The organism is Duganella paludis, from assembly GCF_054461335.1.
Genome location: NZ_CM136922.1, coordinates 1,343,099 through 1,355,305 on the forward strand (window position 1 = coordinate 1,343,099; position 12,207 = coordinate 1,355,305).

A 12,207-nucleotide genomic window follows, 5' to 3' on the forward strand; every position below is an offset into this window, starting at 1 on the left:
TAAGATCTTGCTGATACCAATAAGGGGACAAAGATGCACGGATTTGAAACAACCAATACCGCCGGAGCTGTGGCGGAGCGGCCTGAATCGACCACCACGTTGTGGCTGGCGGCGGCGGTGTCGGCACTGGGAGGGCTGCTGTTCGGCTACGACTGGGTAGTGATCGGTGGTGCCAAACCATTTTACGAAGCATGGTTTAACCTAATCGAGCCCGCGCAGCAGGCATGGGCCGTGAGTTGCGCCTTGATCGGCTGTCTGGCCGGCGCGCTCTGCTCCGGCATCATCAGCGATCGTCTGGGGCGCCGGCGTGGCCTGCTGATTGCAGCGCTGATTTTTGCCATATCTTCGATCGGTACCGGCTGGGCTGGCTCCATGGACAGCTTCGTTGCTTGGCGTATCATCGGCGGTGTGGCAATCGGCCTTGCTGCCGGCCTGTCGCCGATCTATATCGCCGAAATAGCACCGGCTGCTATCCGTGGCAAGATGGTGTGCCTGAATCAGATAGCCATCGTGTTAGGTATCCTCGGGGCGCAGATCATCAACTTGCTGATTGCTCAGCCAGTACCGGCCGGTGCTGGAATCGCCGAAATTGCAACATCATGGAATGGCACCACCGGTTGGCGTTGGATGTTTGCTGCCGCTGCAGTGCCTGCGGCCGCCTTTTTAGCCGGCTGCCTGCTGATACCAGAAAGCCCACGCTGGTTGGCAGGTCAAGGACGCCTAGACGAGGCTATGAACGCACTGCGCCGCTTGGGCGGCCCGCAATATGCGAATAGCGCGATGCAGGACATCCGTAAATCGCTTGAGAAGTCGACTGGCCGTGGACTGCGCGAGGTATTGGGTGAACCACGCTTCGTGCGGGTATTGGTGATCGGCGTGGTGCTGGCTGTGCTGCAGCAGTGGTGCGGCATCAATGTCATTTTCAATTACGCGCAAGAGATTTTCGCATCGGCCGGCTATGCAGTGTCGGACATGCTGTTTAATATCGTCATCACAGGCGTAGTCAACTGCGTGTTTGCATTGGTAGCGTTGGGCACGGTTGAACGCTGGGGCCGTCGCCGCCTGATGCTGCTGGGCTGCGCTGGTTTGTTTGTCATCTACGTGGCACTCGGAGCATGTTACCTGGCGGGCTGGAAGGGGTGGCCATTATTGCTGCTGGTGGTGGCTGCGATTGCATGCTATTCGATGACGCTCGCACCAGTCACTTGGGTAGCGTTGTCCGAGATCTTTCCGCATGAAGTACGCGGCGCCTGCATGGCTGTGGCAACCACTGCGCTATGGGCGGCATGTTTCCTGCTGACCTACACCTTCCCATTGATCAATGCGTCCATGGGAACCGGTCTGACCTTCTGGCTCTACGCTGTCATCTGTCTGGCCGGCTTCTTCTTCGTATTCCGCAAGCTGCCGGAGACACGCGGCAAGAGCCTTGAAGAGATTGAGGCTGGTTGGCGTTAAGTATGTCGGCGCTGGCGGGCGTCAAGCAATCGCCCGCCATGCGGCAACAAATTCAGCAGCCCTGCGCGCCAGCGCTTCCTCATTGACGCCTGGCGTGTAAAGTGCCCCCCCGATGCCAAAACCGGTGGCGCCGGCATCCCGCCAAGCTGCCATGCTTTGTGGCGTCACGCCACCGACCGGCCACAAGGGAGTGCCTGCAGGAAGGACGGTCGCTAGGGCTTTTAGCCCCCCAATACCAACCATCTCCGCAGGAAACAGCTTCAGCGCATGGGCTCCGGCCTCCAGCGCTGCAAATGCCTCGCTCGGAGTAGCAATGCCCGGTGCGCAGAGCATGCCGACGCGCCGCGCCGCACTGATTACCTCCGGCTTGCAATCAGGTGCAACAAATAGCTTGCCACCGATATCAGCAACCTGTTGAACGTGTTCCGTACTCAGCATGGTGCCACCGCCGACCAATACGTCTGGCGGCGACATGGCGGCCAGCGTACCGATACATTCCAGCGCACCCGGCCGGTTCAGCGGCACTTCAAGCATGCTGAATCCCGCTTCCAGCAGGATACGGCCGACGATCGGAGCCTCTTGCAAGGTCAAACCTCGTAGTATGGCCACTAAAGGTATCTGCTTTCCATGCTCACTCATTGAATTTCTCCTCCGTTTAAGCAACGGCGAAGCGCCGCGCAGTAGGTTTGATGCGGGTCGAGCAGCTCAGCTGCGATCCCGAAATGTTCCGCAGCGCGTGAATAGCGGGCGGCTAGATTGCTCGATGCAAGCACGCGCAAGCGCGACGGAGCAGCGCTGGTAGATGCGGCAAAGACGAATTCACTGCCAATCAATAAGCCGCTGATGTAAGCTCGCACGCGTTCGGGGTTTAAGCGCCCAGTCACGACAGCCGAACGCACTGAAAACAAGGCACTGCTGAGGGGCAGTCGCTGCTCAGCCAGTGCTAGGCCGGCGTCGAAATCCTCTGGTTTTTCTTCGCTTTTCATTTGCAGCAATGCAGCAAGAGTGCCGTCACGTCCAAGCGTTGCATATAGCTCGCCCGTCATGTAGGTCGACCAAAATGTCATGCGACCGTTTTCAACGCATACCCATTTGCTGTGGGTGCCGGGCAGCACGAACCACCCATCGCAATGTCCAAGAGCTAGCGCTCCTAACATCTGGGTTTCTTCACCCCGCATGACGTCTGCGACGAGACCTTGACGCATATAGCCTGGGACGATAAAGCAACCTGGCATTTCATGAAGCGGCGCCAGATGGCGCGGAAGATCAGATACCGCCACCGAGTCGTTCAGGTAAGGTACTTCCTGCCAACCCTGCGCACTACCGATCATGCCAGACATGATGATTGGTACGCTAGCATCTACTTCCATCGTCGCGCGTAGTGATGACAGTGACCAGGCAAAACGGCCACGCTCGGCCAACATGCCACGCTCATCTTCGTGCCGCTTGATGCAGTCCCCTTCCGAATTCAACAGGTATGCACGCCTGTTGGTCGTGCCCCAATCTATGCCCAGGACTGTCATCGATGTCACCATTCCGCGATGCTGCCATCGGCATGACGCCAGACAGGGTTACGCCAGTCGGTGACGCGCTTGCTGGCTTCAACGACGGCAGCCTCGTTGATTTCCACGCCCAAGCCCGGCTTGGTGAACGGAGCGAAGTACCCGTCATGGATGCAGAAGTCCTCGGGGTTATTTACATAATCGAGCAACTCGGCGCCCTTGTTGTAGTGAATGCCCATGCTTTGTTCCTGCAGCACCGCGTTGTAGGAAACAAAATCGACATGCAGGCAAGAGGCAAGTGCAATTGGCCCCAATGGGCAGTGCGGCGCCAGCGTAACATCGTAAGCTTCCGCCATGGAGGCAATCTTCAGGCATTCTGTGATACCACCGGCGTGCGACAGATCTGGCTGGACGATCGCCAGCCCACCAGCCGCCAGTACGTTCTTAAATTCATAACGCGAATACATCCGCTCACCGGCGGCCAATGGAAGCGAGGTCATTTGGGCCAGACGCGCGTAATATTCCGACTGCTCCGCCAGTACCGGTTCTTCGATGAACAGTGGGCGGTAACGCTCCAGTTCGCGCAACAAGGGCTTGGCCATCGGCGCTGAAATGCGCCCGTGGAAGTCCAAACCAAATTCGATGGTATTGCCGAACACTGCACGGATCTCAGCAACGCGCGCCACCGCCTGATCGACCTTCGCGGATGTATCAAGCAACCCCATCTCGTCGCTGCCGTTCAACTTAAATGTTTTGATTCCAGTTTCCATCAACGTGCGTATGCCGGCCACGACGTCGGCTGGGCGGTCACCACCGACCCAGCTATATGCCTGCATGCGGTCACGCACTAGACCACCGAGCAATTCGTACACCGGCTTACCCATGACCTTGCCTTTGATGTCCCACAGTGCTTGGTCAATGCCGGCAATGGCACTCATCAATATGGAACCGCCGCGATAAAAGCCTGCGCGATACATGGTCTGCCATAGGTCGTTGATGCGAGCCGGATCCTGACCGATTAGAAGTTCCGACAATTCTTCGACGGCTGTCTCAACTGTGCGCGCCCGTCCTTCTAGGACCGGCTCCCCCCAACCGACAACTCCCTCATCGGTCTCAATCTTCAGAAACATCCACCGAGGCGGCACCCGGTACGTCGTCATTTTAGTAATTTTCATGTCATGTTCCGTTGAAATACATGACGGTAGTTTACTGTTGGCATCAACAGCCGACGTATGCTGAATCCTCGCCGAGCTATGCTGTTTTGACACTGCTACCACCAAGGCATAATCCGGCATTGGCACGTTCGCAACCAGAGTTCCGTAAAGCAGCCACTTTGCTTGAAACAAGTCCACGCGGACTTGAAATAACTGAGTTTTGAGGGCTGTTATGATCGCGTTTTTGCAGCGTTTACAGGGCCTTCACGCTTCTGATTGTATGAATGCTTCGTACTATGCACTCAAACCCGGTATAGTCTACGAACAAATGCACATTCGGGAAATACGATGAACGCCTTGATTCGTTTAAACGGTGAAGAGTTAGTCGCACACCTTGATGATGAGCGAGAGCTAAAGCACATCGACGCAATCGCGCTCGCCAGGCTGCTTTGGGAGAGCGGCATCCGGGCCGCAGGTGTTAAAGCCGTAGATTGGCATACGGACGCCGAAAGTGCCCCACTAGCAGGCCAGAAAATTGCGATCCATTCGCACCTTCGCATGCTTGAAGAAGCCTCCTACAATGATCAATATCAATCGGCCCGGAAGCGAACTGTAGGAAAGTTGCTAGCAATGACGGCTTGGATTTCGCGCGAAGAACTCTCCCAATCGCTGCACAAGCAACTGGGCGACGCAAGTGCGATCGATCTCTGGGTGAGTGAGCGGAAAATTTTCGCTGTCGAGCAATTTCAGGGCCAACTCTTCGCTGCTTTTCAATTTGACGATGCGTACCGCCCACGCCATATTATTTCGGAAATCCTAGACATACTGGGTAAAGACGACGCATGGGCAATAGCGAGTTGGTTTCTATTTCCAAATGGATGGATAAGCCGCATGCAGGACGGCGTTGAAACAGCTGTGGCCCCGGCTAACGCGCTCGACGACGAAAACACCGTTAGAGACGCGGCGCTTAAAGAGCGCCAAGGAACCTACTTTGCATAAAAATTAGCTTGGCCGGCGCACTTGAGAAACGGCTCGTAATACGTCCCTGTTTGCGCTCTACTCAGGCATACGAACGTTGGCAGGTATCGCCTTGCGACAGAAGTCTGGATAAGAAAAACAGTACCAAATCGAGGTGAGCGGTGCCTAAGTAGATCTTACCTTTGTGGCTTCACGGAGCGACTATGCTCTACACGGATCAGGTTGGAACGCGCGCCAAATCGACCTCTGGCTTCCACTCCGTTTTCACAGCACGCTACTCCGTAGTGCGTGGCATTTTAGAATCTGCAGGCGTGCGGAGCGGGAGATGACCGGCCGCCCTGCTCTCTTCGTTCAACTGTTTTAAGCGCCGGTCATTTTTTTGAACCGTTTCTAACAGATGCTTAAGTGCTTCGGCGCTTAACGCAAAGCGGTCTGGATTGGCTATAGCCTTCATACTTTTAATTTTTTTGACTCAGATAGGGATAGGCTCAAACGTAAAACGCAACGAGGGGTCATATTGCGCCTTGGATCGGACAACGTCGTTCCAGGCACGCTCAAGCACCGACCGCCGTTGAACATCATCAAGCATCTCCAATTTAAGGGTCGGCGCACGCTCTACGACCTCGGACACAAAACGACCTAGAACTCGCTCCGCTCCGGTTAACCGCGCCCAAGTCGCTATGAGACGCCGGGATTGCAGATCAAGTTTCTCGACTAGCTGTTTCCGGGTCCCGTCTTCCGTCTTCCTCCGCGCGTTGCATTGCTCACTGTGCAGCCGCATAGCATGCTGCGCATCTCGCTTGAATTTGGTCAGCCCCAACACCTCGTCGGACAGACTGACATTCTTCCGCTCTACGGCATTGGCATGGGAGCGGAGACTTTTAACTTGAGTCTCCGCGCTTTTCAGTTTCGCCTGCAATGCTCGCAGTTCCTCTTGAACCTTACTCAGGTTGGCTTTTACCGAACGAATTTGTTCCCATGCTTCGTCGCGCTGCGCCTTATATGAATTCGCATACTGTACCCATTCATTGATGACGCGATCAACCTGTATTTGGCGCCCAACATCATGGCCAACTCGGCTTGCGGCAAGCACAGCACTTCCAATTTCGTTCATCATAAGCTTCCCCCGATGCGTGGTGACTGAACTTGCGAATTACTTAGTGGCGAACGACCAGTCCTTGGTAAACGCAGCGCCGTTGTTGGTGCCTGCGAACTTCACGTTGTAGGTAGTGCCGGCCTTGAACGGAGCCTTCGCGATCAGGAAGGCCACGTTGCTGCTCAGGTAGGAGTTCGGATCGTTCGAGCGAGTCATCAGACGTGCATCCATCGGAGCAGTCTGGCCAGCTTCGGTCACAGTGAAAGTGGTCACTGCGATGGTGTTGCCGGTCACAACCGAAACGCTGATTGGATAGCTGGTCTTGGTCGGGAAATCCGAGTTAGCCGTGGACAGGTCAGGGAATGGGTTAGGTGCTTCCACATACGCATGCAGAGCCACGCCCGTCTGACCGTTCGATGGGTACACACCAACATAGTCCGAGGCGACCGACTGGTTGGTTTTCAGGCCCATTTCCATAACGACGGTTTGCGATTTGTCAGTGCCCACAGCCACGCCGATTTCACGCACGTTCTGCATCATCAGGCCAGCACGGTGGTATACGGTCTGCGCCAGCGTTGCGAAGGCCACAGCACCGCCCTGCTTGCCACCGAAGGTCACTTCTTCACCTACGTAGCTACCGTCGTATTGAGCGAACTTGGCGCGCTCTGCTTCCTGAATGCCCGTGAACTTGGCCAGAGCGCCGTTTTCGATGTGCAGCATCGAGCGGCCAGTGGTCGAGTCGTAGGTGTTGAAGTTCACGGAGCCGCCGTTGTTGACATCATTCGTGATGATGTAACTCAGGTGGTTCGCCGATGCAGTGTCCAGCTTCGTGTTCTGCGCCAGTAGACCCAGACCTACCTTGCTTCGGAAGTCGTTGAGCGCCGTCACGAAGGCATATTCTTCGCTGGTAGCAGCGTAAGTCAACGCTGGAACAGTGGTCTGAGTGTCACCCGGCGTCACCACTGGCATTGTCGGCCCGGTAGGCGTCGTAGGCGTAGTCACACCGGCCGACGGTGTTCCACTACCGCCACCACCGCATGCAGCGAGCAGGACCGCAATAGTAACGGGGAGAGTACGGAGAATCAAAGCGCGCGAAGAAGACAAAATGGGATTCCTTGAGTCGGTTTTCGTCAATACCGAATGATTGACACATGGCAACTTTCTCATGAATTATCATTTCAGTCAACTGATTTGACTGGGTGGTAATTTATCTTTTTCGTCAAATACATAACCATCCTGCCTACACCAAATAAGTAAGGCTAGGAATGGCGGATACCAGAGAAGCGGAAGAAGGTCTAGAGGCGCGTATAGGCGCCCAGATCCGCGCGTTTAGAAAAGCCAAGGGTTATACACAAGCAGAACTAGCCGAGCTGTCAGGCGTCGATAATATGACCATCTCACGCCTCGAAAACGGCGTCCGCATGCCCACAGTTGAACACCTCTTGAAACTCGCCCGCGTCCTGGACGTGAGTGCCTCGCGCCTACTTGGAGAGGGGGAGCGAACAGTATCCAGCGAGGCACTGGCATTAGCTCAAGCCATGGATGGTCTAGACTCTGAACAGCGTAAATTCGTTTTAGACTTGATCATCCTGTACAAACAGCGGCACGCTCAATGAAAGACCGGCACGAGCGGTCAGATAAGTTAGAGTTCTGAATGGCCAAACGCGCATTGCGGAGATCCGATTTAATAGCCACTCTTTCACAGAACTACGGGCTTTCTACTATCTAAGCTTCTGCCGCATCCTTCCGCACGTTACCTATGAAAATGTTTGAATAGGTCGAGGTACATCTTGCCCATGATCGTGTTGCGATAGTTCTTGCTGTCGAAGCGCAACAGCTGCTCTATCGTCATGCCCCCCAAGATACCGGACACTTCGGTGAACCGCTCCGTGTCCAGATTTAGCACGTATTCGCTGAAATCGAGTGCCTCGTTCAAGTGGCCGACATAACGTCGATCCAGCAAAAAAGTACTGGCAGAGTTTTTCACTTTTGTTGTTTTGTCTGCGCGGCGCAGTTGCAGGAAAGTTTTCGGTCGGAGTGCTTTGATGTCACTCAGGGCATCGAGCGAGGTTCCGCACTCGAGTGCCAGTTCAAAGGTGAATGATTCATTGTCGTACAAGGGATGAAGATGGGGGATCGCACGGAAATCTTTGCTGTTCTTCAAATTGCTGTTGCAGGTGTAGCAGCTCGGGATCAAATTGCCGAGCGAGAGCGCTAAATGTGGAAACTTATGCTTAGGCAGAAAATGATCAAGGGTCGGCCTGAATCCAGGCGAATCGTCTTCACGATAAATCGTGAACGCATAGGCTTGGGCGCAATAGGGGCAGGTTTTGCTTGTCGACGCGGAACACAGGGAATAAGCGTTCCATCCCGACTTCCGGGCAATAAACCTGTCGTAGTCGAAAACGGTCTCTATGCTAGAAATGAAGTGCTTGCGCTGTGCGACTTTTTTTAGGCTCAATTGATGTCGTTCAAGTACTTCAATCGAAGACTCTAGTTCGGTGAAATCAGCGATGCCTATGTCGGTATCCAACTCGTCGAGAAAAGCCACTGTCACCGGATCGGCTGCGCTTCTGATTGGAAGAGCCGCGATATATGGGTTCAAACGATCGTGTACTAACTTGAAATTCTTCGGCTTTTTCCCCGCGAATATCTCCTGATTCAAGCAATCTTGAACTATCTTCGAGCAGGCCGGGTCTGGGAACTTTTTTTCTAGCGCGTCTCGGCATGAGAACACAGGAAGGGCCAGCGCGGCGTGGTAATCGGCGTTGAACTTCTTGATTCGTGCGCGGGCTTTCGTCAGACCGGCCATAGGGGTGTTGCCCAATAGGTAGCTGCGGAATTGCGGTCTCTCGGCGGCGGGGAGCGATGCTTCGACGCTGATGGCTGCAGACAGCGCCTTTAGGGCGGCCTCTATCTCGCTCTCTTTCAGGTTCTTGACGAGGTCGCTCAGGAAAACGGTAAAGTGCGGATCTATCTGCGAGCGCGCCGAATAATAGTCCCTAAAATATTTGACCTGTGCTTTAACGTATGCGTTGTGCTCTACTTCCGCTGCGCTCCAGTTACCTTTAATGGAGATGATCATAGGCGCGGCTCGCGGTCGAGGCCATTCATCAACGCGGCAAGTTCGCGCTTGAGAATCGGATCGTCGACGATGCTGAGTATGTAGCGATCCATATCGGTTGGCTTACCGATTTTTATATTGTTGACGGTCTCGCGCAATTGATGCGTGGCGAGCGCGCCGATGGATCGGGCGCCAAATGAATTGCTCATGAGTAGTTGGAACGGCGCGGCAAATGCGGGTGCCTGCGCCGCCACCTTTCCATCGACGAGTCGATTTACATACTCCCCAGGCACGTCGCTGGCAAGCAGCGGCGAATGCGTGGCGATGACGGCCTGCACGTAGGCTATTTTCCCCCTGTGTTCCGCTCGCATCCGCGCCAGCGTTCGGTCCAATTGGCTGATGTATTCCCGTTGCCATTCGAGGTGAAGAAATGCATCTCCCTCGTCTATCAATACCAGAATTGAACGTATGCCATTCTCTTCTTGCACGAGCTTGCGGAACGCCATCTCCAGTTTAATGAATTGATTGATAATTGCCCATTGTCCCGAACTCACTTGCGTCCATCCTATCCGCGCGATATCGGCTATTAGCGAGTTTTTTAGCCAATTGAGACCGTCGTCGCCATCCAGCGCTACCAGGAATCGGATGGACTCTAGAGAACGATGCTCTTGCTGAACATAGCCGTAGGCGCCCTCGGTCATATCGCGGACTGTGTTGAAAAGTGAGATAGCCAGTGCGGACATATCGACCGGCGGTTCAAATGAGGGATTCGCTGTAAGTCCTAAATGATTGGAAAATACGTGCATCAGCAAGGCATCGCCCCCCATGTTTTTCCTGTTCGCCGCATGAATCGCGGTCAGCCATATCATCAGGCTCGCTTTGTTCAGCTGACGAAGCTGATCGAAAAGTTCTTTCACTAATGGTTTGAGACGGGCATCGCTGTCGGCGCCGGAACCGAAAACCCGCCTAACCTGTGGGTTTTGCTGAGACCACGCATTTGGCTTGCTTGTCAGCTCGGGGAATGAGTACTCGAAGTCCGCGATCTGCTGACGCAGGTCTACCCAAGCTGGAGGCATGTCGAGTGCGCTCGCCATTATCAGTTCCAGGCAGCGGCGAATGCTGGAGCCCGGGCTGAAATGGAAGTCTGCTTCAAGGTGCGAACTAGGGGGAAATACGTGTTTGAATTCTTCCCGATGCTGGATAACGAGTTCAGGACTGTAACGTTCCGGCCCGATGGGAGATGCGTCGACGCATCTTTTGCTGTCGCTTTTCCTGGGCTCCGTTTTGTCGGGCGCGAGAGAAAAAAGGATTACTCCCACTTCATTGGCGCCCCCCACTGTTCCTTTGATAAACGTGGGGTTCCACTCCTGCTGCCAGTTTTCCGGGGCCGGAGTGTCAATTGAGTCCCACATCGCCTCAAGCAACCTTGTTTTGCCAGAGCCATTATTGCCGATGACCAGAGACAGTGAGTCGATCGAAAAGAGGTTTTGCTCCAGTTGAGGAACATCTCCAGAACGGTCGGATGATGGCTTTACGTTTCGAAGCCGAATGCATTGTTCTTCGGGGGATTCAAATTTTTCTATCATCGTGATGAGTCGTAGCTGTCGGGATTATATTTCTCGGGTGAATTTTAACGACTTGGAGCGCAAAATTGTATAAAAATTAACCGAAAAAGAACGCTTGCAGCAATGAATAAATTGAAGGCGATGCAGGTTTCGTCCGAGTGGTAAAAGAGGACAAGAAGGTCACAGCACAGAGCTCCAATCAACGACTGTATTACCAGACATCATTATCAAGCGTAATGCCTAGGAAAACCAACTGGTATTCGAAGTCAAAAAGTCGACAAACCGTGTCGGCCGCTCCACCGATTACTCGAAACTGCGCGGTTATAAAAAGACGTTGGGGCTCGAATGCGCTGTTCGTGGCGCACGGGGAAATTCCAGCAAGTCTCGCTCCCCGCCGTGGATTGGTTTTCGAGGAGCACGACATGAATAGGTCTGTGCTGGGTAATTCAAGTATAGCTAACGCCTATGAGCAGCGCTATATCGCCGCCTCCTACATGCGTGCATCACATCGAAAATTCGATCTAAATAGTATTACCGTTGTTTGCTCGACGAATCAGCGATCGAAGTGACAACGGATGCATCAAGCCACTTATGAAGATCTCTTTTGATGTACAGGCATCTGCGCGTGGTATTGCCGCGCTTCTTCGAGCCTGGTTGAGAATATTTGGGACCGCTCCCGTCGCGACGCATCTCTTCGAGCGACCTTAAGGAGCAGCATAAAAAGACAGCCGCTTCCGCAGAAGTCAATGGCGCATTGTCCGGCAGTGCGTACAAAGCTATTCTTTTTTCGAATTCGTCATCCATATTTACTTAAGCCCAAAGCTGTTCCGTGAAGGTAATGCAGCTATGGTAGCAGCGTAAGTGAGAGCATTTTTTGGAAACGCGGCGGACTCGGGATTTTTTTCACTTTTTCCCCAATTTTTTTAAAATTTCTACGTCTGCTGGCGACTACCTCACCGAACAGCGGTGCAAATGCTACTCGTCCCTGATTCACGCAAAATACGTTACGTTCCTTACGCAGCTGAAAGTGTCCTAATGTTCACCACTCTCCCTCGTTGTTCAAAGTAGATGTATCTCTTTCACCCAAGCGCAACTCCAACTCAAGTACCGAGCACCAGCTAAGAAGCTGCTTGAAGCTGATTTCGTCGGGGTGATTCTCCAAATGAGAGATACGATTTTGGCTCAGAGTGAGCCGTATCCCCACTTCGGCTTGCGTTAATTTGCGCCGCTTGCGGGCCGTAACGAGGAGATGCCCCGCTGCAGCGCGGTGATAAGGCGGAAAGAGACCGGTAACGAGAGCATAATTGTGTATACGCATTTCAGATAAGCGAAATTTATCTGAAATGCAGATAAAGTCAAACGGTTCTCTCGGCCTCGCTTAGATGAAGTCCTC

At 53.8% G+C, this 12,207-nt stretch carries 10 protein-coding genes and 1 pseudogene; 3 read left to right on the top strand and 8 right to left on the bottom strand.

All coding sequences use genetic code 11. The annotated features are described in order from the left end of the window. Positions 1-33 precede the first annotated feature (33 nt). Positions 34-1,455 carry a sugar porter family MFS transporter gene (locus ACXZ1M_RS06050; RefSeq protein WP_459052286.1) on the top strand — a complete coding sequence of 474 codons (1,422 nt, stop codon included), beginning with the start codon at positions 34-36 and terminating at the stop codon, positions 1,453-1,455. Between the two features lie 21 nt (positions 1,456-1,476). Here the strand turns inward: ACXZ1M_RS06050 and ACXZ1M_RS06055 are convergent, their stop codons facing one another. Genes ACXZ1M_RS06055 through dgoD form a run of 3 tightly spaced genes read right to left on the bottom strand, consistent with a single transcriptional unit; the run spans position 1,477 to position 4,132 of the window. After that, positions 1,477-2,094: a 2-dehydro-3-deoxy-6-phosphogalactonate aldolase gene (locus ACXZ1M_RS06055; protein ID WP_459052287.1), complete on the bottom strand. Its 618-nt coding sequence runs from the start codon at positions 2,092-2,094 to the stop codon at positions 1,477-1,479. Then, entirely contained in the window at positions 2,091-2,978 is an 888-nt protein-coding gene (locus ACXZ1M_RS06060) for a 2-dehydro-3-deoxygalactonokinase (RefSeq protein WP_459052288.1), read from the bottom strand. The genes ACXZ1M_RS06055 and ACXZ1M_RS06060 overlap by 4 nt, the downstream gene beginning before the upstream one ends. Positions 2,979-2,983: 5 nt before the next feature. Further along, positions 2,984-4,132, bottom strand: a complete 1,149-nt coding sequence (gene dgoD / locus ACXZ1M_RS06065; RefSeq protein WP_459052289.1) for a galactonate dehydratase — start codon at positions 4,130-4,132, stop codon at positions 2,984-2,986. Positions 4,133-4,459: 327 nt separating this feature from the next. On the opposite strand from dgoD, the gene ACXZ1M_RS06070 reads away from it, so the two are divergent. Beyond that, positions 4,460-5,110, top strand: coding sequence for a hypothetical protein (locus tag ACXZ1M_RS06070; RefSeq protein WP_459052290.1), 651 nt, complete (start codon positions 4,460-4,462; stop codon positions 5,108-5,110). Between the two features lie 451 nt (positions 5,111-5,561). Here the strand turns inward: ACXZ1M_RS06070 and ACXZ1M_RS06075 are convergent, their stop codons facing one another. Together ACXZ1M_RS06075 and ACXZ1M_RS06080 are read right to left on the bottom strand one after the other, a co-directional pair. After that, positions 5,562-6,206, bottom strand: a complete 645-nt coding sequence (locus ACXZ1M_RS06075) for a hypothetical protein (protein ID WP_459052291.1) — start codon at positions 6,204-6,206, stop codon at positions 5,562-5,564. 36 nt (positions 6,207-6,242) lie between these two features. Then, positions 6,243-7,352: a CAP domain-containing protein gene (locus tag ACXZ1M_RS06080; protein WP_459052292.1), complete on the bottom strand. Its 1,110-nt coding sequence runs from the start codon at positions 7,350-7,352 to the stop codon at positions 6,243-6,245. Between the two features lie 98 nt (positions 7,353-7,450). On the opposite strand from ACXZ1M_RS06080, the gene ACXZ1M_RS06085 reads away from it, so the two are divergent. After that, positions 7,451-7,801, top strand: coding sequence for a helix-turn-helix domain-containing protein (locus tag ACXZ1M_RS06085; protein ID WP_459052293.1), 351 nt, complete (start codon positions 7,451-7,453; stop codon positions 7,799-7,801). Positions 7,802-7,938: 137 nt separating this feature from the next. On the opposite strand, the gene ACXZ1M_RS06090 is transcribed toward ACXZ1M_RS06085, so the two are convergent. The 3 genes and pseudogenes from ACXZ1M_RS06090 to ACXZ1M_RS06100 all read right to left on the bottom strand — a co-directional run bounded on the left by ACXZ1M_RS06090 (position 7,939) and on the right by ACXZ1M_RS06100 (position 12,116). Continuing rightward, positions 7,939-9,270, bottom strand: a complete 1,332-nt coding sequence (locus ACXZ1M_RS06090) for an HNH endonuclease family protein (RefSeq protein WP_459052294.1) — start codon at positions 9,268-9,270, stop codon at positions 7,939-7,941. Then, positions 9,267-10,835, bottom strand: a complete 1,569-nt coding sequence (locus tag ACXZ1M_RS06095) for an AAA family ATPase (protein WP_459052295.1) — start codon at positions 10,833-10,835, stop codon at positions 9,267-9,269. The genes ACXZ1M_RS06090 and ACXZ1M_RS06095 overlap by 4 nt, the downstream gene beginning before the upstream one ends. A gap of 1,018 nt (positions 10,836-11,853) precedes the next feature. Continuing rightward, positions 11,854-12,116 (bottom strand): annotated as a pseudogene (locus tag ACXZ1M_RS06100) (helix-turn-helix domain-containing protein). Between the last annotated feature and the right edge of the window lie 91 nt (positions 12,117-12,207).

What these genes read in the sequence shown, in the direction of transcription:
- ACXZ1M_RS06050 (WP_459052286.1), top strand. Translation starts at nt 34, where the DNA reads ATGCACGGATTTGAAACAACCAATACCGCCGGAGCTGTGGCGGAGCGG.
- ACXZ1M_RS06055 (WP_459052287.1), bottom strand. Translation starts at nt 2,094, where the DNA reads ATGAGTGAGCATGGAAAGCAGATACCTTTAGTGGCCATACTACGAGGT.
- ACXZ1M_RS06060 (WP_459052288.1), bottom strand. Translation starts at nt 2,978, where the DNA reads ATGACAGTCCTGGGCATAGATTGGGGCACGACCAACAGGCGTGCATAC.
- dgoD (WP_459052289.1), bottom strand. Translation starts at nt 4,132, where the DNA reads ATGAAAATTACTAAAATGACGACGTACCGGGTGCCGCCTCGGTGGATG.
- ACXZ1M_RS06070 (WP_459052290.1), top strand. Translation starts at nt 4,460, where the DNA reads ATGAACGCCTTGATTCGTTTAAACGGTGAAGAGTTAGTCGCACACCTT.
- ACXZ1M_RS06075 (WP_459052291.1), bottom strand. Translation starts at nt 6,206, where the DNA reads ATGATGAACGAAATTGGAAGTGCTGTGCTTGCCGCAAGCCGAGTTGGC.
- ACXZ1M_RS06080 (WP_459052292.1), bottom strand. Translation starts at nt 7,352, where the DNA reads ATGAGAAAGTTGCCATGTGTCAATCATTCGGTATTGACGAAAACCGAC.
- ACXZ1M_RS06085 (WP_459052293.1), top strand. Translation starts at nt 7,451, where the DNA reads ATGGCGGATACCAGAGAAGCGGAAGAAGGTCTAGAGGCGCGTATAGGC.
- ACXZ1M_RS06090 (WP_459052294.1), bottom strand. Translation starts at nt 9,270, where the DNA reads ATGATCATCTCCATTAAAGGTAACTGGAGCGCAGCGGAAGTAGAGCAC.
- ACXZ1M_RS06095 (WP_459052295.1), bottom strand. Translation starts at nt 10,835, where the DNA reads ATGATAGAAAAATTTGAATCCCCCGAAGAACAATGCATTCGGCTTCGA.